Origin of the sequence: Amycolatopsis deserti, from assembly GCF_014653945.1 — a bacterium.
In the GTDB taxonomy this organism is placed as follows: Bacteria; Actinomycetota; Actinomycetes; order Mycobacteriales; family Pseudonocardiaceae; genus Amycolatopsis_E; species Amycolatopsis_E deserti.
The window spans coordinates 23,432-43,500 of the sequence record NZ_BNAU01000012.1; the positions used below are offsets into that span (position 1 = coordinate 23,432).

General features: G+C 70.2%; 22 protein-coding genes and 2 pseudogenes. 12 read left to right on the forward strand and 12 right to left on the reverse strand.

Features of this window, described 5'->3' with window-relative positions:
- Positions 1 to 59: 59 nt before the first annotated feature.
- Entirely contained in the window at positions 60 to 491 is a 432-nt protein-coding gene (locus tag IE290_RS34855) for a TIGR03667 family PPOX class F420-dependent oxidoreductase (protein ID WP_191249003.1), read from the reverse strand.
- A 93-nt stretch (positions 492 to 584) separates the two neighbouring features.
- Here IE290_RS34855 and pepE point away from each other — a divergent pair, with 93 nt between their 5' ends.
- Entirely contained in the window at positions 585 to 1,295 is a 711-nt protein-coding gene (pepE, locus tag IE290_RS34860; protein WP_191249004.1) for a dipeptidase PepE, read from the forward strand.
- Here the strand turns inward: pepE and def are convergent.
- Positions 1,264 to 1,911, reverse strand: coding sequence for a peptide deformylase (def, locus tag IE290_RS34865; RefSeq protein ID WP_191249005.1), 648 nt, complete (start codon positions 1,909 to 1,911; stop codon positions 1,264 to 1,266). The two genes, pepE and def, sit on opposite strands and share 32 nt — an antisense overlap.
- Before the next feature lie 45 nt (positions 1,912 to 1,956).
- Between def and IE290_RS34870 the strand changes: the two genes are divergently transcribed.
- The 3 genes from IE290_RS34870 (at position 1,957) to IE290_RS34880 (ending at position 3,673) form a co-directional block, all read left to right on the forward strand.
- Positions 1,957 to 2,382: a winged helix-turn-helix domain-containing protein gene (locus IE290_RS34870; RefSeq protein ID WP_191249006.1), complete on the forward strand. Its 426-nt coding sequence runs from the start codon at positions 1,957 to 1,959 to the stop codon at positions 2,380 to 2,382.
- A 119-nt stretch (positions 2,383 to 2,501) separates the two neighbouring features.
- Positions 2,502 to 2,729 (forward strand): hypothetical protein, encoded by a 228-nt coding sequence (locus IE290_RS34875; protein WP_191249007.1) that lies wholly within the window; start codon positions 2,502 to 2,504, stop codon positions 2,727 to 2,729.
- Between the two features lie 50 nt (positions 2,730 to 2,779).
- A complete protein-coding gene (locus tag IE290_RS34880; protein WP_191249008.1) occupies positions 2,780 to 3,673 on the forward strand; it encodes a PaaX family transcriptional regulator in 894 nt (297 codons plus the stop codon).
- A gap of 53 nt (positions 3,674 to 3,726) precedes the next feature.
- On the opposite strand, the gene IE290_RS34885 is transcribed toward IE290_RS34880, so the two are convergent.
- A complete protein-coding gene (locus IE290_RS34885; protein ID WP_191249009.1) occupies positions 3,727 to 4,323 on the reverse strand; it encodes a TetR/AcrR family transcriptional regulator in 597 nt (198 codons plus the stop codon).
- Positions 4,324 to 4,449: 126 nt separating this feature from the next.
- Between IE290_RS34885 and IE290_RS34890 the strand changes: the two genes are divergently transcribed.
- Positions 4,450 to 5,235: an SDR family oxidoreductase gene (locus tag IE290_RS34890; RefSeq protein WP_191249010.1), complete on the forward strand. Its 786-nt coding sequence runs from the start codon at positions 4,450 to 4,452 to the stop codon at positions 5,233 to 5,235.
- 124 nt (positions 5,236 to 5,359) lie between these two features.
- Here IE290_RS34890 and IE290_RS38690 read toward each other — a convergent pair.
- Both IE290_RS38690 and IE290_RS34900 read right to left on the reverse strand, forming a co-directional pair.
- Positions 5,360 to 5,470: pseudogene (locus tag IE290_RS38690) on the reverse strand (IS982 family transposase); the annotation flags it as partial.
- Between the two features lie 62 nt (positions 5,471 to 5,532).
- Entirely contained in the window at positions 5,533 to 5,985 is a 453-nt protein-coding gene (locus tag IE290_RS34900) for a MarR family winged helix-turn-helix transcriptional regulator (RefSeq protein ID WP_191249011.1), read from the reverse strand.
- A gap of 87 nt (positions 5,986 to 6,072) precedes the next feature.
- On the opposite strand from IE290_RS34900, the gene IE290_RS34905 reads away from it, so the two are divergent.
- On the forward strand, positions 6,073 to 6,903 hold the full coding sequence (locus tag IE290_RS34905; protein WP_191249012.1) for an alpha/beta fold hydrolase: 831 nt from the start codon (positions 6,073 to 6,075) through the stop codon (positions 6,901 to 6,903).
- Positions 6,904 to 6,937: 34 nt separating this feature from the next.
- Here IE290_RS34905 and IE290_RS34910 read toward each other — a convergent pair whose 3' ends face one another.
- On the reverse strand, positions 6,938 to 7,144 hold the full coding sequence (locus IE290_RS34910; RefSeq protein WP_191249013.1) for a hypothetical protein: 207 nt from the start codon (positions 7,142 to 7,144) through the stop codon (positions 6,938 to 6,940).
- Between the two features lie 204 nt (positions 7,145 to 7,348).
- On the opposite strand from IE290_RS34910, the pseudogene IE290_RS38120 reads away from it, so the two are divergent.
- Positions 7,349 to 7,869, forward strand: a pseudogene (locus IE290_RS38120) (MFS transporter).
- Positions 7,870 to 8,202: 333 nt separating this feature from the next.
- Here IE290_RS38120 and IE290_RS34925 read toward each other — a convergent pair.
- On the reverse strand, positions 8,203 to 8,394 hold the full coding sequence (locus IE290_RS34925) for a DUF2795 domain-containing protein (protein ID WP_191249014.1): 192 nt from the start codon (positions 8,392 to 8,394) through the stop codon (positions 8,203 to 8,205).
- Positions 8,395 to 8,497: 103 nt separating this feature from the next.
- Here IE290_RS34925 and IE290_RS34930 point away from each other — a divergent pair, with 103 nt between their 5' ends.
- Positions 8,498 to 9,115, forward strand: a complete 618-nt coding sequence (locus IE290_RS34930) for a flavodoxin family protein (protein WP_191249015.1) — start codon at positions 8,498 to 8,500, stop codon at positions 9,113 to 9,115.
- A 160-nt stretch (positions 9,116 to 9,275) separates the two neighbouring features.
- Positions 9,276 to 10,247 (forward strand): zinc-binding dehydrogenase, encoded by a 972-nt coding sequence (locus tag IE290_RS34935; protein WP_191249016.1) that lies wholly within the window; start codon positions 9,276 to 9,278, stop codon positions 10,245 to 10,247.
- Between the two features lie 193 nt (positions 10,248 to 10,440).
- On the opposite strand, the gene IE290_RS34940 is transcribed toward IE290_RS34935, so the two are convergent.
- Both IE290_RS34940 and IE290_RS34945 read right to left on the reverse strand, forming a co-directional pair.
- A complete protein-coding gene (locus IE290_RS34940) occupies positions 10,441 to 12,084 on the reverse strand; it encodes a thiamine pyrophosphate-binding protein (protein WP_191249017.1) in 1,644 nt (547 codons plus the stop codon).
- 22 nt (positions 12,085 to 12,106) lie between these two features.
- A complete protein-coding gene (locus tag IE290_RS34945) occupies positions 12,107 to 13,108 on the reverse strand; it encodes a glutathione S-transferase family protein (RefSeq protein ID WP_191249018.1) in 1,002 nt (333 codons plus the stop codon).
- Between the two features lie 95 nt (positions 13,109 to 13,203).
- Between IE290_RS34945 and IE290_RS34950 the strand changes: the two genes are divergently transcribed.
- Positions 13,204 to 14,568 (forward strand): WS/DGAT/MGAT family O-acyltransferase, encoded by a 1,365-nt coding sequence (locus IE290_RS34950; protein WP_191249019.1) that lies wholly within the window; start codon positions 13,204 to 13,206, stop codon positions 14,566 to 14,568.
- 94 nt (positions 14,569 to 14,662) lie between these two features.
- Here the strand turns inward: IE290_RS34950 and IE290_RS34955 are convergent, their stop codons facing one another.
- The 3 genes from IE290_RS34955 to IE290_RS34965 form a co-directional block, all read right to left on the reverse strand.
- Positions 14,663 to 15,637 (reverse strand): aldo/keto reductase, encoded by a 975-nt coding sequence (locus IE290_RS34955; protein ID WP_191249020.1) that lies wholly within the window; start codon positions 15,635 to 15,637, stop codon positions 14,663 to 14,665.
- A gap of 439 nt (positions 15,638 to 16,076) precedes the next feature.
- A complete protein-coding gene (locus tag IE290_RS34960) occupies positions 16,077 to 17,471 on the reverse strand; it encodes an amidase (protein ID WP_191249021.1) in 1,395 nt (464 codons plus the stop codon).
- A gap of 9 nt (positions 17,472 to 17,480) precedes the next feature.
- Positions 17,481 to 18,467, reverse strand: coding sequence for a D-2-hydroxyacid dehydrogenase (locus IE290_RS34965; RefSeq protein WP_373300636.1), 987 nt, complete (start codon positions 18,465 to 18,467; stop codon positions 17,481 to 17,483).
- 100 nt (positions 18,468 to 18,567) lie between these two features.
- On the opposite strand from IE290_RS34965, the gene IE290_RS34970 reads away from it, so the two are divergent.
- Positions 18,568 to 19,308, forward strand: coding sequence for a maleate cis-trans isomerase family protein (locus IE290_RS34970; protein ID WP_191249023.1), 741 nt, complete (start codon positions 18,568 to 18,570; stop codon positions 19,306 to 19,308).
- A gap of 42 nt (positions 19,309 to 19,350) precedes the next feature.
- Positions 19,351 to 20,067, forward strand: coding sequence for a maleate cis-trans isomerase family protein (locus tag IE290_RS34975; RefSeq protein ID WP_191249024.1), 717 nt, complete (start codon positions 19,351 to 19,353; stop codon positions 20,065 to 20,067).
- Positions 20,068 to 20,069 lie beyond the last annotated feature (2 nt).

The following is a 20,069-nucleotide window of genomic DNA, read 5'->3' on the forward strand; positions in this document are numbered from 1 at the left end:
CGGGATGACCACCCAGCTCCGCTTGTGTTCAAAGATCAAGAGCACGGCGCTGCGCGCCGTCAGTATCCCCGCACCTTGTTGATCTTCACTCGCAACACCTGGGGGTACTGTGCCGAAAACGCCTCCAGGTTTCCGCCCACCCGCTTCATCGCCTTGCCGTATTTCGCCACGTACGCGGGGTTCTCGTGTGCCGGGGGTTGGGTGTCGGCCGGTCTCGCCAGTCCGCTGAACACCATGACGTCCGAGCCCTGCCCGTCGCTGTTGAAGTGGAGCGCCACCTGCGGCCGGTCGCGGATGTGGTCCAGTCGCTTGGCGTGGGCGGCGTTGTAGACGAGGAACTCGCCGTCCTGCCAGACGAACCACACCGGGTTCGGCTGCGGGGTGCCGTCCGCGCCCGTCGTGGTGAACCAGACGATCCGCTCGGTCTCGAGCCGCTCGCGGACCCGTCGTCCGAAGGGGCTCGACGGGTCGGGGAGCACGTCACCTGCCATCCCGCCAGCGTAGTGGCCGGGCTCACTTCCAGCGCAACTCCACCGACCACCCGTGATAGGCATTCGGGGATCGAGCGCCGGAAAGGATCATCGATGCGTCTGCTGCTGCTGTCCAACTCGACCGCGCCCGGACGCGGCTACCTGGAGCACGCCACCGACGCGCTGGGCGAGGTGCTCCAGGACGTGCGCCGCCTGGTGTTCGTGCCGTTCGCGCTCGCCGATCACGACGGCTACACGGCCATCGTCGCCAAGGCGCTCGCCCCGTTCGGCGTCGAGGTCGCCGGCGCCCACCAGGATGACCCGATCAGGTTGCTCAACTCCGCGCAGGCCGTGTTCACCGGCGGCGGCAACACCTTCCGGCTGCTGCGCGAACTCTACCGCCGCGAGCTGCTCGCCCCGATCCGCGACCGCGTCGCGCACGGCACCGTCTACATCGGATCGAGCGCGGGCACGAACGTCGCCTGCCCCACCATCCGCACCACCAACGACATGCCGATCGTGCAGCCGCCCGCGTTCGACGCGGCCGGGTTCGTGCCGTTCCAGATCAACCCGCACTACCTCGACCCGCAGCCGGGATCCACCCACATGGGCGAAACGCGCGAGGAACGGATCGACCAGTTCCTCGAGGAGAACGACGTGCCGGTGCTGGGGATGCGCGAAGGCACCTGGCTGCGCCGCGAGGACCAGACCCTCACCCTGGGCGGCGATGAAGCCGGCGCCCGCCTGTTCCGCCGCGGCGCCGCCCCGGCCGAGCTGCGGCCCGGCGCGGACCTCAGCGAGCTTCTGGCGAGCGAGATCGCCTGAGCTCGTCCGCCAGCTCGGCGCGGCGGGCCAGCACCTCGTCGCGCGACTTGGCCATGTCGCGCAGCACCGACTTGCGCTTGCGCAGCGGCAGCCGGTCCACGTAGAGGCCGCCGCCGAGGTGGTCGGCCTCGTGCTGCAGGCACCGCGCGAAGTACCCGCGCCCCTCGACGACCAGCGGTTCCCCGAACTGATCCACCCCGCGCACCACGGCGTGGTCGGCGCGCGGCAGCTTCGCGTACGGGCCGGGCACGGACAGGCAGCCCTCCGGCGCCTCGATCAGCCGCCGGTTTCCGACCGGCTCGTCGTCGAGCACCGGGTTGAGGATGTGGCCGATGTGCCGGTCGCCGTACTCGTCCCAGCAGTCCCACACGAACAGCCGCAGGTCGACGTCCACCTGGTTGGCCGCCAGCCCGGCCCCCTCGGCCACGTACAGCGTCGCGAACATGTCGTCGATCAGGGCCGACAGCTCCGGCGTGCCGAACTCGGCCGCCGGGCGACACGGACGGGCGAGGATCTCCTCGCCGATCTCGGTGATCCGCCGCGGGGTGCCACGGCGCGCTTCCGGCAGCACCCGCGGGCAGTCCCCTACCGGCTGCCCCTGCACGTAGACGGCCATCTCGCCTCCTTGCCAACGACTTTGCAAACTAGCACACTTTGCAAAGTGGAGAACCGACCCGAGTCGACGCTGCCCGACCACCCCGTCCGCGTCGCACTGCTGGACCTGCTCGCCGAACTGGGCACCGTGACCGCGAACGAGGCGAGCCGCCGCCTCGGGTACAGCTCCGGGCTGTGCTCGTTCCACCTGCGGCAGCTGGCGCGGGCGGGCCTGATCGAAGAGGCGCCGCGCGGCCGGGGGCGGATCAAGCCATGGCGGTTGCGGTGGGATTCCGCCGAATCCGCCGAGCCGGAAGATCAAAGCTTTTCCGCCATCCTGCATCTGACTCCGCGCGAGCTGGCCGAACTCACCGCATCCGTGCGAGAATTGATCAAGCGTTTTCCGGAACGGGCATCCGAAGACGCCGAATCCCGGCCCGTCGAAGTCAATTTCTCCGCGTTTCCAGCGCCCGCGAACCACGCCCGTCAATGACCGGTTCAACGGAGTTTCAGCAGCCGAGACGCCTGTTTGCTACATTCGGATGACGAAGCTTCATGGCCGCTCCCACCCGTGCCTACCATGGTTCAACTGCGACCCACGGGAATGCGATCATGACGATGCACATGGATTTCCGCCCCGCGGACAGCTGCTTCGGCTGCCTGGTCCCCCACGAACAGACCCCCGCCGACGAGGAATGGTGTTTCGACGCTCAGGGCCACCCGCTTTGCGGACAATGCGCCCGTGACGAGCAGATCATTCACGAACCGTGGGCCGGCCCACCGCAAGCGCGTCGCGCCGAATGGGATTTGGTGCAGGACCTCTCCTATTTCCTCCATTGACCCACCGCGCACGGCAAGCCACTCGGGGTGGGCTAACCTGAGCAACGCCAATGGCGTCGAGGTCAGCTTCGCGGGAGGTGAGCGCGATCGCGGACACCACGGCCCGCCCCACCGTGAGCAGGCGGCGCGAGGTGAGCCACACGAGCGCGCGGTCGGTCCTGATGACCGTGCTCGGTGAGTTCGTGCTGCCCCGCGACCGGCCGGTGTGGACCTCCACCCTCGTCGACGTCCTCGCGATGTTCGGCATCGAGGAGAAGTCGGCCCGCCAGGCGCTGGCCCGGACCGCCGCCGAGGGCTGGCTGGTGTCGCAACGCCACGGCCGGCGCGTGCGGTGGTCGCTGACCGCGCCGGGACGGCGGCTGCTGAGCGAGGGCGCGGAACGCATCTACGGTTTCGGCCGCGAGGACACGCCCTGGGACGGCACGTGGCTGATGCTGCTGGTGTCGGTGCCCGAGACGAAGCGGGACCTGCGGCACAGCCTGCGCACCAGGCTGACGTGGGCCGGGTTCGGTTCGCCGACGCCGGGCGTGTGGATCTGCCCGGACCCGAGCCGCCACGACGAGGCGAACTCGATCGTGCGCGAGCTGGGGCTGGACGCCGAAGCGATGTCGTTCGTGGCCTCGTACGGCCGGATCGGCGACGAGGACGCGATGGTCGCGCGGGCCTGGGACCTGACCGCGCTGGAAGAGCGCTACGAGGACTTCATCGACGAGTTCGCCGCACTGGACCCGGCTTCGGGCGAGGCGGTGCTGCACGCGCAGACCCGCCTGGTGCACGAGTGGCGCCGCTTCCCGTTCCTCGACCCGCGCCTGCCGGGCCGCCTGCTGCCCGACGGCTGGAGCGGCGCCAAGGCGGCGGAGCTGTTCCACCGCCGGCACGTCGAATGGCGCCCCGTCGCGCAGCGGCACTGGGACCAGCTGGTCGGCGAGGAGGAAGCGGCCTAGCTGGTTGCGGGCCTGCACGTTGTCGACGGTCGCCCACGACTCCGCGGGCTGTTCTAGACGTTGGCCTTCAGCGACTGCTGGCCGACGCCGGTCAGCAGTGTGTCCACGACGAGCGTTGCCAGTTCATCCACGTCTCGGGCGTCGGTGGGCTGGCTCTGTGCGGCTTCGTGGATCAGCGCGTAGTAAGTGCGCCGAGCCCATGTCAGGTCGATGTCGGGCCGTAGCGCACCGGTGTGCTGCAGCCTCCGGAAGAGGCGGTCGCACTGGTCGAGCACGTCCGCGTGGACCCGTGCGGTCTCGGAATCCTCGGGCTTTACGGCGTTCATGGCGAACCCCCAGCCGATCTTGACCCGGAGCACGTTCGCGGTCACCTGATACAGCGCGACCAGCGGCGGAGCCGTCTCGGGCCGAGCACTGGCGACGGCGTCGTGGAACTGCTGAGTGGCCCAGGCCGTCATGGCATCGACGAGGGCCTCGCGGCTGGTGAACCGGCGGTGCACGGTCGTCCGGGCGACGCCCGCAGCCTCCGCGATCTGTTCCATGGTGGCTGCGGGATTGGCGCTCAGCACGCGTTCCGCAGCCTCGAGGATCGCCCTCGCTGTCCGCTCGGCGTCTGCACGCATAGGGCGTACTCGCCTCTCCTGCTCCATCCGACATCCTCCTGAACCCCCTCCAGGCTACACCACAGTCGCCGATCCCTCTTAACTTGCGACATCGATGTTGCAGCTACTAGCCTAGTCGCATCACTGATGACGTCGATTGGACTGGGAGACCTCATGGATCTGCAGCTGAACGGCAAGGTCGCTGTTGTGACCGGCGCGAGCCGGGGAATCGGATTGGCCACGGTTTCGGCCTTGATCGGCGAAGGAATGCGGGTGCTGGCAGCAGCACGGACGATCACACCCGAGCTCCAGGCCACGGGGGCGCTCGGTGTGTCCGTCGACCTGTCCACTCCCGACGGCCCCGCTCAGCTCATCGAACGGGCGGAGGCAGAGCTCGGGCGGCTCGATGTGCTGGTCAACAACGTCGGGGGTGGTGACGGCGGTGGCCAGACCGGCGGGTTCCTCACCTTCACCGATCAGCAGTGGAGCAGCGCGTTCGACCTGAACTTCCTGGCGGCGGTCCGCACCACGCGGGCCGCACTGCCTCGTCTGCTGGAGAGCCGCGGCGCGATCGTCAACATCTCATCCAACGGTGCCCGGATCCCACATGCCGGCCCGATCCCCTACACCACCGCCAAGGCTGCGCTCACCGCCTTCGGGAAGGCGGTAGCGGAAGAGTTCGGCCCGCACGGAGTGCGCGTCAACACGGTCTCACCTGGCCCTGTCCGGACTCACATGTGGGAATCCTCGGACGGCTACGGAGCTGAGCTCGCCGAATCCCTGGGCCTGAGCCGGGAGCAACTGTTGAGCAACCTGCCGGCGACCATGGGGATGGTCACCGGCAGGCTCGTGAATCCTGCGGAGGTCGCTGACCTCGTCGCGTACCTCGCCTCACCGCTCGCAGGCAGCACCACCGGGACGGACCACATCATCGACGGGGGCGCGATCAAGTCTGTGTGACGCGCCAGCGTCAGCCTCGCTGTTCGCACCCGGTCATGGACCGCCTCGTTTCCGCACCCCGCGGTCGGCGAGGTAGGTGTCGAGTTCGCGGGAGACGTAGCCTTGTCGACCAGGATCAGCAGTCCAGCGTCAGCAGTTCAGCATCGGTCAGCCGCGGCGGCCTACCGATCCGCACGGGCTTGTCATCGATCTTGACGCACAGTGCGGTCAGAAGGGTGTTCAGGTCGGTCCGCACAAACTGATCTTGAACACCCTTCACCCATCTCCACACGCCGCCCTGGGTCAGGACTTGCTCGTCTAGTCCGGCAGGTTCCCGTCGCCGCCGAGGTTGTCCACCATGCGGCGCAGGACGTTGATGGTGGTCACGAAGTCGGCGGGGTCCACCCCCTGGTGCGTCCGCTCGTGGACCCGCGCGTTGCGGTCCCGGGCCCGCAGGCGCCCGGCCTCCCCCGCCTCGGTGAGGGTCAGCCCCTCCTGCTCGGTCAGCCAGCCGCGGGTGATGAGGTCGTCGAAGACCTCGTCGAAGTCGATGCCCAGGTCGTCGTAGCGCGACAGGCGCCGGACCAGCGCCGCGCGCGTCCACTCGCCCGGTTTGCCCGCGACGTGGTTCAAGATCCACCAGTGCGGCTGCGTGAGGTTTTCGACCGCCAGCGCCTCGCGCAGCGCGCCGACCACGCGCCGGTACGCCTCACCGCTCCACGCTCCGATGGGCTGAGCGGCGAGTTCTTCGTCTGAGTATTCCTTGATCACGATCCGACGGTAGAACCTCTAGATAACTGGAGGTCAATGGCGGGGATGTCTGACGGGTTGTCGGTGGCAGGCCGTAGGGTTTCGGGCGTGATGGATTACCTGAGCATCCCGACCGCGGCCGGCACGTTCGACGCGATCGCGGCCGGGCCCGCCGACGGCAGGCCCGTGCTGCTGCTGCACGGGTTCCCGGAGGCGGCGATCTCGTGGGAGTACCAGGTCGCGGTGCTGGGCGACCGGGGTTTCCGCGCGGTGGCGCCGGACCAGCGCGGCTATTCGCCGGGCGTGCGGCCGGAGCAGGCGGCCGAGTACGGCGTGGACGAGCTGGTCGGCGACGTCCTGGCCATCGCCGAGGCGCTGGAGTGGTCCCGGTTCGACCTGGTGGGCCACGACTGGGGCGGCGCGGTGGCGTGGTGGACGGCATCGGAGCACCCGGAGCGGCTGCGGACGCTGACGGCCGTGTCGACGCCGCACCCCGGGGCGTTGAGCCACGCCCTGCGCACGGACGAGGACCAGCAGATGCGGTCGCAGTACATGCGGGACTGGCGGTCGAGTTCCACCGAGCGCCAGATGCTCGCCAACAACGCCGAGGCACTGCGGCGGATGTTCGAGTGGAAGGTGCCGCCGAGCCGCGTCGACGAGTACGTCCGGCGGCTGTCCGAGCCGGGCGCCCTGACCGCGGCGCTGAACTGGTACCGCGCGAACCGCCCGAGGGCCACCATCGAGAAGGTGTCGGTGCCGACGCTCTACGTGTGGAGCACGGAGGACGTCGCCCTCGGCTCGACGGCCGCCCTGGAAACCGAGAACTGGGTCACCGGGCCGTACTCGTTCCAGATGCTGGAGGACGTGTCGCACTGGATCCCGGAGGAGGTGCCCGAGGTGCTGACCGCGCTGCTGCTGGAGCACCTGAGCGCCTTCTGACCGGCGACGGCCCGGTTCTGCGCCGGCGGAGTGGTCAGCCGGATTCCCGCTCGGTGTCCACCGGTCCAGGATGGCGCCGAGTCCGAGGTCGAAGCGGGACGGTGAGTTCGCCCGCCACGGCCACGAGGTCCGGGCACTGGCCCGGCGGCAGCCCGGCCAGGCACGCATCCGCCTGGTCCAGCCGCTCGCGACCCCCGGGCCCCTTGCCGAACGCGGTCTCCTGGATGGCGAAGCCGACCACGTAGTTGATGAAATCCGCGTGCTGAACTGCTCCACCCCGTCGGCGTCCAGGAGGTCCAGCGCGGCGCGGACGATCTCGGTGCGGTGAACTGGCTGCCGCTGGCCGGGATCGTGCTCGCGGTGTTCATGCTCATGCTGGACGCGACCGTGGTGACGGTCGCGGGGCCGGGATCTGGGCGGTGGGCTCCGCGACCTGCAATGGGTGGTGAACGCGTACCCGATCGCCATGGCCGCCGTGCAGCCCACGACGGGCGCTCTCGCCGATCGCTGCGGCAGGCGCAGGCTCTTCCTCGTTTCGGTGACCGCCTTCGCCGTGGCGTCACCGGTCTGCGGGCTCGCACCCACGGTCGGGGTACTCATCGCCGCGCGCGTCGCGCAGGGCCTGGCTGGGCGGCCATCTTCGCCACGACCCTCGCCCTGATCGGGCAGAGCTACCCGGGCGCGGCACGTGGCACAGCCTTCGCGGTTCGCGGCACGGCCGCCGGCGTGCTCGGCCCGGTGATCGGGGGCCTGCTGACCGAGGGGCTGGGCTGGCGGTGGATCTTCTTCCTCAACCTGCCGGTCGCGGTCGCCGCCGCCGTCATCGGCTGGCCCCGCCTGCCGCGCGCGGAGGAACTCGCGCGTGGACGCCGGATCGTCATCCCCGGCCCCGTGCTGTGGGCCGTTTCGCTGGTCTACGCCCTGCTGCACGCCGGGAGCGGGGCGGGGCGGACCCGCTGGTGCTGACCTGCTTGGCGCTCACCGGGGTCGCACTGGCGGTGTTCCTGGTCGCCGAGCGCGGACACGCTCATCCCGTGCTGGACCTGAGCCTGTTCCGCGGCCGCCGGTTCGTGGGCACGCAGATCGGGCGTCTACTTCAACGAGCAGCTGGGCTCCAGCGCTGTCGAGACGGGGTTGTCGTTCCTGCCCGTCGTGGTGCCGATCATGATCGCCGGGGCGGTCGTCGGCGCGGTCCTGGAGCGCATCCCGCCGCGGCTCGGTGCGGATCGGCGCCGCCGCCGGTGTCAACACGGTGCGGCGCCGTGCGTGCATCACGGCGCCGCGTCGCATCGCCCAGCGTCAGGTCTTCGAAAACTCCGCGCTCACCGCGTTCGGGCCGTCGTACTCGCGGTCCGGCAGCTGACGCAGGTGGTCCAGCACGTCGTCCGGCGCGCCCTGGCTTTGCGCGTGGTCGACCAGCCCGTCCCGCGTGCACGGGTAGTCCACGCCCGACAGGAACTTCTGCATCTGGATCGGATTCGGGGCCGACATCGTCGTGCTCCTTCCTGTTGTCGTCCGGTCGCCCCGGGGCTACCCACGCGCCTGGCCGTCACTCGTCCTGTTTCGCGGATCGACCGGACGGGAAGCCGTCACCATGCGCGCGACCATCCTGAACTGCACGTTGAAGCCCTCCCCGGAGCCGTCGAACACCGACGCGCTCGCCGAGATCGTGGCGGCCGGCCTGCGTGACCTGGGCACCGACGTCCGGAGCATCCGCCTGGTCGACCACGACATCAAACCCGGCGTCAGCAGCGACATGGGCGACGGCGACGAGTGGCCCCGCATCCGCGAGGAGATCCTGCGCTCGGAAATCCTCATCATGGCCTCGCCGACCTGGGTCGGGCACCCCTCGTCCATCGCGCAGCGGGCGATCGAGCGCATGGACGCGATGCTGTCCGAGACGGGCGAGGACGGTACACCGGTTGCATACAATCGCGTCGCGGGCGTGGTCGTGACCGGCAACGAGGACGGCGCGCACCACGTCATCAGCGAGATCAACGGCGCGCTCGGCGACATCGGCTTCACGATTCCCGGCCAGGCCTGGGTGTACTGGAACATGGGTCCCGGACCGGGCCCGAGCTACACCGACACCGATCACGGCCACCAGTACGTCCACCAGGTGGCCGGCCTGATGGCGAAGAACCTCTACGCGGTGGCCGCCGCCCTGCGAGAGCACCCGATCCCGGCGGAGATCTCCCGCGGCGAGGATTGACGGCCGCTCTGATCACAACCGTCCAAACGAGACGGATCGGGCGCGTCTTCGAAGCAGCCGGTGTTCGCGAGTTACACCGCTCGGGTGAATGTCGTCGGCTGACCGACCCGGAATTGTCGGACCCCCTGGCTAACGTGGCGTTGTCTGAAGGGGGACGAACATGCGAGCAGCAGTGGCGGACGGTCCGGGCGGGCCGGAGGTGTTGCGGGTGCGGGAGATTCCCACACCCGAGGCGCGGGACGGCTGGGCCCTGGTGCGGGTCGAGGGGTTCGGGCTGAACCGGTCGGAGCTGATGACCCGGCAGGGGCATTCGCCGAACGTGCGGTTCCCGCGGGTCCTGGGCATCGAGTGCGTCGGGGTCGTCGTGGAGTCCGCACGGCTGGCGCCGGGCACCAAGGTGGCCGCGGTGATGGGCGAGATGGGCCGGGAGTTCGACGGCGGGTACGCGGAGTACGCGCTGCTGCCGGAGGATCTGCTGATCCCGGTGGAGACCGATCTGCCGTGGGACGTCTTCGCCGCGCTGCCGGAGACGTACTTGACGGCGTGGGGATCGCTGGCCACGTTCGGGCCGACTTCGCCGGGGCAGAGCCTGCTGATCCGCGGCGGCACGTCGTCAGTCGGGATGGCGATGCTGTCGCTGGCGCGGGAGCGCGGGCTGGTGACCATCGCGACCACGCGCAACCGCGAGAAGGTGGCGGCGCTGGAGAAGGCCGGGGCGTCACACGTCGTGGTGGACGGCGGGGACATCGCCGCCGACGTTCGCGCGCTGCGCCCGGAGGGTCCGGACTACGTGCTGGACCTGATCGGAGCGCCGACGGTGGCGGACTCGCTGCAGCTCGCCGCCCGCGGTGGAACGGTGTGCGTCACCGGCATGCTGAGCGGGAAGTGGTCGATCCCGGACTTCCAGCCGACGGCGGTGATCCCCTCCGGCACGAAGCTGACGGCGTTCCAGAGCAACGACATCCAGGGCTCGTCCGGGGCCGGGGCATTGCAAACCATCGTCGACGGCGTGGCGCGCGGCGCGTACCAGCCGAACCTGGACCGGGTCTTCCGGCTGGACGAGATCGTCGAGGCCCACGCGTACATGGAGGACAACCACGCCACGGGCAAGGTGGTGGTCCGCAATGCCTGACCGGACGCACGGCGCTCCCCACCAACCGATCACACCCGACAGCCGCCCAAAATCACCCACCAACAACCCGATCCTCGCCGCAGTCACATCACGCGAAACCGCCACGACCACACAAGACCACGAGACCCACAACCCCCACACCCGACAGCCGCCCGAATCACCCGCGAGCTACCCCGCCCACCAACCTCCACCGTCACCGGGACCGCATCGCGCGGTACCACCGCGGCGACGTGTTCACCGGCGGCTTCAACGACGCACGCACCACCAGCACGTTCGGCTCGTCGCTGCGCACGAACTCGCCCAGCAACCGCCGGAACGCGCGGCCGAAACCCTCCACCCGGCCGGCGTCCACGCCGAACGACCGCGCCAGGCCGACGAAGTCCGGCGTGTGCAGGTTGACCCCGCGGTGCGGCAGGCCCTCCCGGTCCTGGTCGAACCGCAGCATCCCGTAACCACCGTCGTCGACGATGATGACCGTCACCGGCAGCGACTCCTGCGCCAGCGTGGCCAGATCGCCGCACCCGTACAGGAACCCGCCGTCGCCGCTGATGCACACCACCCGGCCCGCCCCGGTGGCCGCCGCACCCAGCGCGGCCGGGAAGCCGAACCCGAGCGTGCCCCAGCCCATCGGATACGCGAACCGGTGCGGCGCCGCCACGCGGTGGAACCCGCCCGCCCAGTACCCGGCGATGCACATGTCGGCCACCAGCATCGCGCGGTCGGGCAGCGTCTCTTCCAGCGTGCGCAAGAAGTCCGCGGCCTGCGGCTCCTCGCTGCGGATCCGGCGGCGCACCTGGTCGGAGATCCGCTGCAGCCGCTCGGTCAGCTCCCCCAGCCCTGGCCGCGCCGGCAAGCCCTGCAGCAACTGGGGCACCACGTCCCGGGCATCGCCGACCAGCGTGAGGTCCGGCGGGTAGTTCTTGGCCGCATCCTTGGGATCGACGTTGATCACGATGAGCTTCGGCGGCTTGGGCATCAGCCAGTTCTGCGTCATCAGGCCGTCGAAATCCGTGCCGATGCCGAGCACCACGTCGGCCTCGTCCCACAGCGCGCCCACCTCCGGGGCGTGCACGGGGTTCGGCGCGGCACACGGGTGCGCCGGCGGCAGCAACCCGCGCGCGGCGAACGTCGTGATCACCGGCGCGGCGAGCTTCTCCGCCAACTGCCCGATCACGGCGCCCGCCTCGGCCCGCACCGCGCCGCCACCGGCCCAGATCAGCGGCTTCGAGGCCATCGCCAGCATGCGCCGGGCCGCGTCCAGATCCGCCAGCGCCAGCGCCGGGAAAGCCTCGGTGGGCTCCGGGTCCGGGCCACGGAAACCGTTGTGCCGCAAGAAATCTGTCGGGATCCCGACGTACACCGGGCCGCTCTGCGGTCGCATCGTCAGCCGGGCGGCGCGTAGCACCGTGGGCGCCAGGTCCTCAGGAGTCTCGACGGTGAACGCCGCCTTCGTCACCGGCGCGAACAACGCGGCCTGGTCACTGGTCTCGTGCAGCACCCCGCGCACCATGCCGGGCCGCCGCAGCCCCGCCGGGATGTCGGTCGCGATCACCAGCACCGGCGAACCCGAGGCCATCGCCTCCCCGACCGCGGCGATCGTGTTCGCCGCGCCCGGCCCGGTCGTCACGATCGCGACGCCGAGCTTGCCGGTCGCCCGCGCGAACCCGTCCGCGGCGTACCCGGCGGTCTGTTCGTGCCGCACACCGATCAGCCGGAGCGAGCTGTCCGCCAGCGCCTCCCAGATCGGCAGGTTGTGCACGCCCGGAAGACCGAACGCGACCTCGGCGCCGAGCTCGAGCAGCGCGTCCACGAGGTGCTGGGCGCCGGTCTTCGTCACGCCGTCAGAGTATGGCACCCCGTCACCACTGCGGGGGCACGACCTCGTCCTGGGGCGGCGGCCCCGGCGGTGTGCCGTCGCCGAAGGGCCGTCCGCCCAGGTCGGCACGGCCGTGCGGCTCGGCCCACGCGGAGAGGTCCGGACCATTCGGCACGATCCGCGTCGGGTTGACCTGCTCGTGCACCTGGTAGTAGTGCCGCTTGATGTGGTCGAAGTCCACGGTGTCGCCGAAACCCGGCGTGGTGAACAGATCCCGCGCATACGCCCACAACACCGGCATCTCGGTCAGCTTGTGCCGGTTGCACTTGAAGTGCCCGTGGTAGACCGGATCGAACCGGACGAGCGTGGTGAACAGCCGGATGTCGGCCTCGGTGATCGTGTCCCCGACCAGATAACGCTGCCGCGACAACCGGTCCGACAGCTCGTCGAGCCGGGCGAACAGGCGCCGGTACGCGTCGTCGTAGGCGGACTGCTTCGTCGCGAAGCCAGCCTCGTACACGGCGGCGTTGACGTCGCGGTGCACCGCGCGGTTGATCTCGTCGATTTCGTCGCGCAGCTTCTCCGGGTACAGATCGGGCGCGCCGTCGCGGTAGTGGGCGCCCCACTCGGTGTCCAGGTCGAGCGTGATCTGCGGGTAGTCGTTCGTCACCAGCTTGCCGCTGGGGATGTCGACGATCGCCGGCACGCTGATGCCGCCGTCGTAGTCCGGGTCGGCCGCGCGGTAGGCCTCGCCGAGGAACTGGATGCCCAGCACGGGATCACGTCCACCGGGGTCGAGCGTGAACCGCCAGCTGCGCTCGTCCTGGATCGGGTCGGCGATCGCGACGGACAGCGCTTCCTCCAGCCCCATCAACCGGCGCACGATCAGTGCACGGCTGGCCCACGGGCACGCACGGCTGACGACCAGCCGGTACCGGCCCGCCTGGACGGGCCAGCCATCCGCGCCGTCGGCCGTGATCCGTGCCGTGAAGCGGTTCGGCGATCGCTTGAACTCGCCCGTTTCCGGGTCCGTCGGGATGGTCATTCCCTCAGCGTAGATTGTGTTCCGGGCCGTAGCAGTACGCGTAGACTCAATGACCCTGGGCACACCATCGCCCCGGACCGGAGAGGTGGCCACCGATGCCGTTGATGCCCTTCACCGACTCGATGTTCCTGCTGGTGGAAAGCCGCGAGCACCCCATGCACGTGGGTGGCCTGCAGCTGTTCCAGACCCCCGACGGCGCCGACCACACCTACCTGCGCAGCCTGCGTGAGGACCTGGTCAAGAACACCGACGTCCGTCCGCTGTTCCGGCAGCGGGTGGCCCGCCCCGTGAACACGCTCGGTTACGCGGCCTGGGCCCGCGACGACGATCTCGACCTCGACTACCACTTCCGGCATTCCGCGCTGCCCTACCCGGGCCGGGTGCGCGAGCTGCTGGAGCTGACCTCGCGCTGGCACAGCACGCTGCTCGACCGGCACCGTCCGCTGTGGGAGATCCACCTGGTCGAAGGCCTGCAGGACGGCCGGTTCGCGATGTACAGCAAGGTGCACCACGCGTTGATGGACGGCGTTTCGGCGTTGCGGCACCTGCAGGGCACGCTGTCCGACGATCCGGACGACCGCAGCTGCCCGCCGCCGTGGGGCTCGCGCCAGGTGCCGCGCGGCAAGCCGCCGCGTAACGCACGGTCACTGTTGCGCATGGGCGCCGGCTCGCTGAAGCAGATCGCGGGAATGGCGCCGGCGGCGGCGAAGGTGGCTCGGGAGGCCTTCCGCGAGCACACGTTGCTGCTGCCGATGCAAGCCCCGAAGACGATCTTCAACGTGTCGATCGGCGGCGCGCGCCGGTTCGCCGCGCAGTCGTGGCCGCTCAAGCGGGTGCGCGCGATCGCGACCGCCACCGGGACGTCCCGCAACGACGTGGTGCTCGCGATGTGCTCCGGCGCGCTGCGGGACTACCTCATCGAGCAGCGCGCGCTGCCGGACGCGCCGCTGGTCGCGATGGTGCCGGTGTCGATGCGCAAGCCGACCGACACCGGTGAGGCGGCGGGCAACCAGATCGGCGCGGTGCTGTGCAACCTCGGCACGGACAAGCCGGATCCGGCGTCGCGGCTGATGACGATCCACCAGTCCATGCGCGACGCGAAGCGGATCTTCAAGGAGCTGACGCCGCTGCAGGCGCTGCTGCTGTCCGGCATCAACGTGGCGCAGCTGGGTGTGTCGACGGTGCCCGGGGTCGTGAACAACACGCGACCGCCGTTCAACCTGGTGATCTCGAACGTGCCCGGGCCGCGCAAGCAGATGTACTGGAACGGCGCGAAGCTCGACGGCATCTACCCGGCGTCGGTGCTGCTGGACGGGCAGGCGCTCAACATCACGCTGACCAACAACGGGGACAACCTGGACTTCGGGATCACCGGGTGCCGCCGGTCGGTGCCGCACCTGCAGCGGATCCTGACGCACTTGGACACCGCGCTGGAGGAACTGGAGTTCGCGGCGCGCTGACTCGGGGGCTTGGTCGGGCCGCACCGTCGCGGCGTGCTCTGCGGTGCCGCACGTCCGGGCGCGCACCGCAGCCTGCAGCCCCCGCCGGCTTTGGTCAGGCGACGCCCTCCGGGCTGGCCCCCTCGACCTGGACGCCGCGCGCCGTGATCTCCTCGATGCGGGCCAGGTCGTCGCGGGTGAGGTCGAGGTCCGCCGCGGCGACGCTGTCCTCGATGTTGCGGGCCCGCCGCGCGCCGACGATCGCCACGTGGACGCCGGGCTGGTGCAGGGTCCACGCGATGGCGAGCCGGCTGACGGTGGCGCCCTTCTCGGCCGCGAGGTTCTTCAGCTGCTCGACGACCTCGAGGTTCCGCTGGAAGTTCGCGCCCTGGAAGGCGCTGGAGTTCGCGCGCCAGTCGCCGGGCTCGAAGGTGGTGTGCGGGTTGAGGGCGCCGGTGAGGAGGCCGCTGCCGAGGGGGCTGTAGACGAGGACGCCGATGTTGTGCTCGCGGCAGTACGGGAGCGGGTCGTCCTCGATGGCGCGGCGGAACAGGTGGTAGGGCGGCTGCAGGGTCTCGACCGGGCGGGTGCGGTCGAACGCGGCCAGTTGCGCGGTGTCGTAGTTGGACACGCCGACGTGGCGGATCTTGCCCTCGTCGACGAGTTCCTGCAGGGCTTCGGCGGTCTCCTCGGCCGGGGTCTCCGGGTCGGGCCAGTGGACCTGGTACAGGTCGATGTGGTCGAGGTCGAGGTGACGCAGACTTTCCTCGACGCCGTTGCGCAGCCAGCCGCGGCGGGCGTCGCGGGGCCGGTCGCTGCCCGGGTTGATGCCGCCCTTGGTGGCGATGACCAGGCTGTCGCGGTCGCGTTTCAGCTCATCCCGCAGGGCTCGGCCGAGGAGGGCTTCCGACTTGCCGAAGCCATACGCCTGGGCGGTGTCGAAGAAGTTGACGCCCAGCTCGCGGGCGTGCTGGATGGCCTGGACGGCCGTGTCCTCGTCGAAGGAGCCCCAGTCGCCGCCGAGCTGCCAGGTCCCGAAGGCGATCCGGGAGACGTCGAGTCCGCTCTTGCCCAAAGTCGTTCTCCGCATGGTCTCAGCACAGCACATGACAGGTGACGGCGCATCGCGGAGCAGCACCGGGTGGCGGGGTCCTTTGTGGAGCAGCCACCCCAACGACAGGCACATCTCGCACATCGATGAACGGGCCCTTCATCACGAGACGAGAAGCCCAACCACCCCAACGCAGCTCCCGCAGCCACGACTGGCGCATCTCGCGCAACGATGAATGGACCGTTCATCGCTCAGGCCCGGCAACTCACTCGACCGCGAGTCGCGGCAGGGCCGACACACCCGCCGCGAACGCGGCAACCGCCGAACACCTCACCGCCCAGCGGGCCGATCAGCCACCCACGAGTGCCTCACCGCCCAGCCGGCCGAACAGCCCGCCCCGGCGGCCGAACAGCCAGCCGATCAGCCGCGCACAAAGCACCTCACCGCCCAGCCGGCCGACAGCCGCGCACGAAGCAACTCACCGCCCAGCCGGTCGGTCTGTCGGCCACGGGCGGACCTCCTCGACCAGCCTCGCCACCGCCAGCACCAGATCGTCCGAGTGCCGCGGCCCCACGATCTGCAACCCCACCGGCAACCCGTCCGCCGTCATCCCCGCCGGGACGCTGATCGCCGGTTGTTGGGTCATGTTGAACGGGTACGTGAACGGCGTCCAGTCCGGCCAGCCGCTCATCCCGCTCCCCGGGGGCACCTCGAAACCCGCCTCGAACGGCGCCACCGCGACCGTCGGGGTGATCAGCACGTCGAACCGGGTGTGGAACTCGCCCATGAGGATTCCCAGCGACGCCCGCTCCGCGTTGGCCGCCAGGTAGTCCGCCGCCGAGTACGTCTTCCCCTTCTCCCACACCCGCCGCAGGCCCGGGTCCACCTTCGCCTCCGAACCGGGCGGGAACGTGTCCAGCCACTGCGCGGCACCGGTCGACCAGAGCACGTCGAACGCCTCCCGCGGGTCGGCGAAACCCGGGTCCGTCTCCTCGACCCGCAACCCGGCCTCGTCCAGCGCCGCGACCGCCGACGTGACGATCCGGCGCACCTCCGGGTCCACCGAAGCCCACCCCAACGTCGGAGAGAAGGCCGCGAACAACCCCCGCACGTCCCGCCGCACCGCCTCGCGGTACGCGCCCGCCGGCGGCTCCAGCGCGTTCGGGTCCCGGTGGTCCGGCAGCGCGAGCACGTCCAGCAACAACGCCACGTCCGACACCGACCGCGCCATCGGCCCGGCGTGCGACAACGCCCCGAACGGGCTCGCCGGCCACAACGGGATACGACCGTATGTCGGCTTCAGCCCGACGATCCCGCAGAACGACGCCGGGATCCGCACCGACCCGCCACCGTCGGTCCCCACCGACAGCTCGCCCATCCCGGCCGCCACCGCCGCCGCGCTACCCCCGCTCGACCCACCGGGCGTCTTCGCCGGGTTCCACGGGTTGCGGGTCACGCCGGTCAGCGGGTTGTCCGTCACGCCCTTCCACGCCAGCTCCGGCGTGGTCGTCTTGCCGAGCAGGACCAGCCCGTTCTCCCGCAGCCGCGCGGTGACCGGGCTGTCCACCTCCCACGGCTGATCGGGGTCGATGCAGGTCGATCCACGCAGCGTGGGCCAGCCCTGGGTCAGGAACATGTCCTTGATCGAGGTCGGCACCCCGTCCAGCGAGCCGATCGGGTTGCCCTCGCGCCACCGCACCTCCGACGCCTTGGCGCCCTCGCGGGCCACCTCGGGGTCGACCAGGCAGAACGCGTTGCACTCCCTGTCCCGCTCCTCGATCGAGCGCAGCGCGGCCTCGGTCGCCTCGACCGGGCTGATCTCGCCGGTCGAATACGCGGCGACCAGCTCACTCGCCGTCAACAGGGTGCTCATCGGAACTCCTCACCGATCGGACGGCACGTACCCCAGCTGCTTGTCCACGACATTACGAAGCGGGGCGCCAGTCTGCCAGCGGTGGAAGTTGTCCGCGAACACCTCGACCAGCGTGTCCCGCCACCCGATGAAGTCACCGGACATGTGCGGCGAGACCAGCACGTTCTTCATGGTCCACAAGGGACTGTCCATCGGCAGCGGCTCGGTGTCGAACACGTCCAGCGCGGCACCGGCGATGCCACCGGTCCGCAGCGCCTGCACCAGGTCACCGGTGACCACCAGCTCCCCCCGGCCGACGTTGACGAACCGCGCGGACGGCTTCATCGCCGCGAACGCGGCCGCGTCGAACAGGCCCTTCGTCTGCTCGGTCAGCGGCGCCACCGCGACGACGTAGTCATAGGCCGGTAGGTGGTCCACCAGCCGGTCGGAGGCGTGCACCTCCCCGAAGTCGGGGTCGCCCGAGCGCGCCCGGCGGCCGGCGCCCGCGACGCGCATCCCGACCGCGCGCAGCATCCGCGCGATCGCCCGGCCGATCGGCCCGGTGCCCACGACCAGCACCGACCGCCCGGCGATGCGCTCGGTCTCCCGGTGCTGCCAGCGGCTCTCGCGCTGCAGGTCGAGTGATCCGTGCAGGTCCTTGGCGAAGGTGAGGACCACCCCCAGCACGTACTCCGCGATCGAATCGTCGAACACGCCCCGCGAGTTGGTGAGCACGACGTCGCTGTCCCGCATCCCCGGGAACATCACCGGGTCCACCCCGGCGCTGGCGATGTGCAGCCACCGCAGCCGGTTCACGGCGTGCCACGCATCAGGCACCGCACGGGACAGGAAGTCGTAGACAAAAAGGACATCGGCGTCCCGCAGCGCGTCGGCCAGACCGGCCTCGCCGGTGTAACGCACCACGGCCGCCGATTCGATGGGCTGCATGGCGGGCGATTCGGTGAGGTCCCGGGCCTGGTCGTCACCGCACAGCACCGCCAGCACCGGTTTCTCCATGCCGATCACCGTTGACACGGTAGGAGCCGGTCGTATGATTGTCAACAATCCGAGGAGCCACCCCGGAGGCTTCCTTCAGAACGTCCCCGGAGGCTGAGCCTTGGATTTCGACTTCCCTGTCTTCGACGGGCCACTGGCGCAGCGAGGCATCGGAGTCATCGCACCCTTCGACCTGGCTCTCGAGCGCGAGCTGTGGCGCTGGATCCCGATGGAGGTGTCCCTGCACCTCGCCCGCACCCCGTACGAGCCGGTGCCGGTGAGCATGGAGATGGCCCAGCTCGTCAGCAACCACCAGCACCTGGCCGCCGCCACCCGCGACGTCCTGCACGTCGAGCCGGAGGTGGTCGCCTACCTGTGCACGTCCGGCAGCTTCGTCAACGGCCTCGACTACGAGCGGTCGCTGTGCAAGGCGATCTGCGACGCCGGCGCCCCGGACGCGGTGACCACGTCGGGCGCGCTGGCCGAGGTGCTGCACCTGCTGGACGTCCACAAGGTCGCGGTGATCACCCCGTACGACGCGGACCTGACGCAGAGCCTGCACGACTTCCTCGCCGAGCTGAACGTGGACACCGTCTCCAGCGACCACCTCGGCCTCGGCGGCGGGATCTGGAAGGTCAGCTACCGCACGATCGCCGAGCGGATCCTCGGCGCCGACCACCCCGACGCCGAGGCGATCTTCGTGAGCTGCACGAACCTCCCGACGTACGACGTGATCGAACCGCTGGAGGTGGCCCTGGGCAAGCCCGTGCTGACCGCGAACCAGCTGACGATGTGGGCTTGCCTGAGACGCATGGAACTGCCGATCGTCGGCCCGGGCAAGTGGCTGCGCGAAGTGTCCTGAAACCGCTAACGTAGGATTGTCGACAATCTTGGAGGTTTGTGCATGGCGACCGTCGGCTTCATCTACCCGGACCACGCCGCGGAGGACGACTACCCGTTCGCCGAGCGGCTGCTCGGGTACCGGATCTCGCTGCCGGTCGAGCACATCTACGGCACCGACCTGCACGCCGTGCCCGAGCTGCTCGACCTGGGCAGCGAGAAGCGGCTGGCCGAGGGCGCCGCGCTGCTCGCCAAGCACGAGCCGGACGCGGTGGTGTGGGCCTGCACCAGCGGCAGCTTCGTCTACCGCTGGCAGGGGGCGCACGAGCAGGTGGAGAAGCTGTCGGCGGCCGCGGGCAAGCCGGCGTCGAGCACGTCCTTCGCGTTCGTGCGGGCCGCGCAGGCGCTCGGGCTGAATCGGGTGTCGGTGGCCGCGAGCTACCCGGACGACGTGGCGAAGCTGTTCGTCGAGTTCCTCGGCGCGGGCGGGATCGAGGTCGTCGCGATGTCGAGCGAGGACATCGACACGGCCGCCGAGGTGGGCCGGCTGAGCCCCGAGGCCGTCGTCGAACTGGCGGTGGCGCATGATCACCCCGCGGCGGACGCCGTCCTGGTCCCGGACACGGCGATGCGCACGCTCGGTGTGCTGGGCGCGATCGAGGAACGGCTGGGCAAGCCGGTGCTCACCGCGAACCAGGTGACGATCTGGGAAGGGCTCCGGCTGACCGGCCAGGTGCCCCGGTGCGAGCAGCTGGGCAGACTGTTCGCAGAAGGCAGGTGAAC

Coding starts and splice junctions, on each gene's coding strand:
- IE290_RS34855 (WP_191249003.1), bottom strand. CDS start 491: ATGGCAGGTGACGTGCTCCCCGACCCGTCGAGCCCCTTCGGACGACGG.
- pepE (WP_191249004.1), top strand. CDS start 585: ATGCGTCTGCTGCTGCTGTCCAACTCGACCGCGCCCGGACGCGGCTAC.
- def (WP_191249005.1), bottom strand. CDS start 1,911: ATGGCCGTCTACGTGCAGGGGCAGCCGGTAGGGGACTGCCCGCGGGTG.
- IE290_RS34875 (WP_191249007.1), top strand. CDS start 2,502: ATGACGATGCACATGGATTTCCGCCCCGCGGACAGCTGCTTCGGCTGC.
- IE290_RS34880 (WP_191249008.1), top strand. CDS start 2,780: ATGGCGTCGAGGTCAGCTTCGCGGGAGGTGAGCGCGATCGCGGACACC.
- IE290_RS34885 (WP_191249009.1), bottom strand. CDS start 4,323: ATGGAGCAGGAGAGGCGAGTACGCCCTATGCGTGCAGACGCCGAGCGG.
- IE290_RS34890 (WP_191249010.1), top strand. CDS start 4,450: ATGGATCTGCAGCTGAACGGCAAGGTCGCTGTTGTGACCGGCGCGAGC.
- IE290_RS34925 (WP_191249014.1), bottom strand. CDS start 8,394: ATGTCGGCCCCGAATCCGATCCAGATGCAGAAGTTCCTGTCGGGCGTG.
- IE290_RS34930 (WP_191249015.1), top strand. CDS start 8,498: ATGCGCGCGACCATCCTGAACTGCACGTTGAAGCCCTCCCCGGAGCCG.
- IE290_RS34935 (WP_191249016.1), top strand. CDS start 9,276: ATGCGAGCAGCAGTGGCGGACGGTCCGGGCGGGCCGGAGGTGTTGCGG.
- IE290_RS34945 (WP_191249018.1), bottom strand. CDS start 13,108: ATGACCATCCCGACGGACCCGGAAACGGGCGAGTTCAAGCGATCGCCG.
- IE290_RS34950 (WP_191249019.1), top strand. CDS start 13,204: ATGCCGTTGATGCCCTTCACCGACTCGATGTTCCTGCTGGTGGAAAGC.
- IE290_RS34955 (WP_191249020.1), bottom strand. CDS start 15,637: ATGCGGAGAACGACTTTGGGCAAGAGCGGACTCGACGTCTCCCGGATC.
- IE290_RS34960 (WP_191249021.1), bottom strand. CDS start 17,471: ATGAGCACCCTGTTGACGGCGAGTGAGCTGGTCGCCGCGTATTCGACC.
- IE290_RS34965 (WP_373300636.1), bottom strand. CDS start 18,467: ATGGAGAAACCGGTGCTGGCGGTGCTGTGCGGTGACGACCAGGCCCGG.
- IE290_RS34975 (WP_191249024.1), top strand. CDS start 19,351: ATGGCGACCGTCGGCTTCATCTACCCGGACCACGCCGCGGAGGACGAC.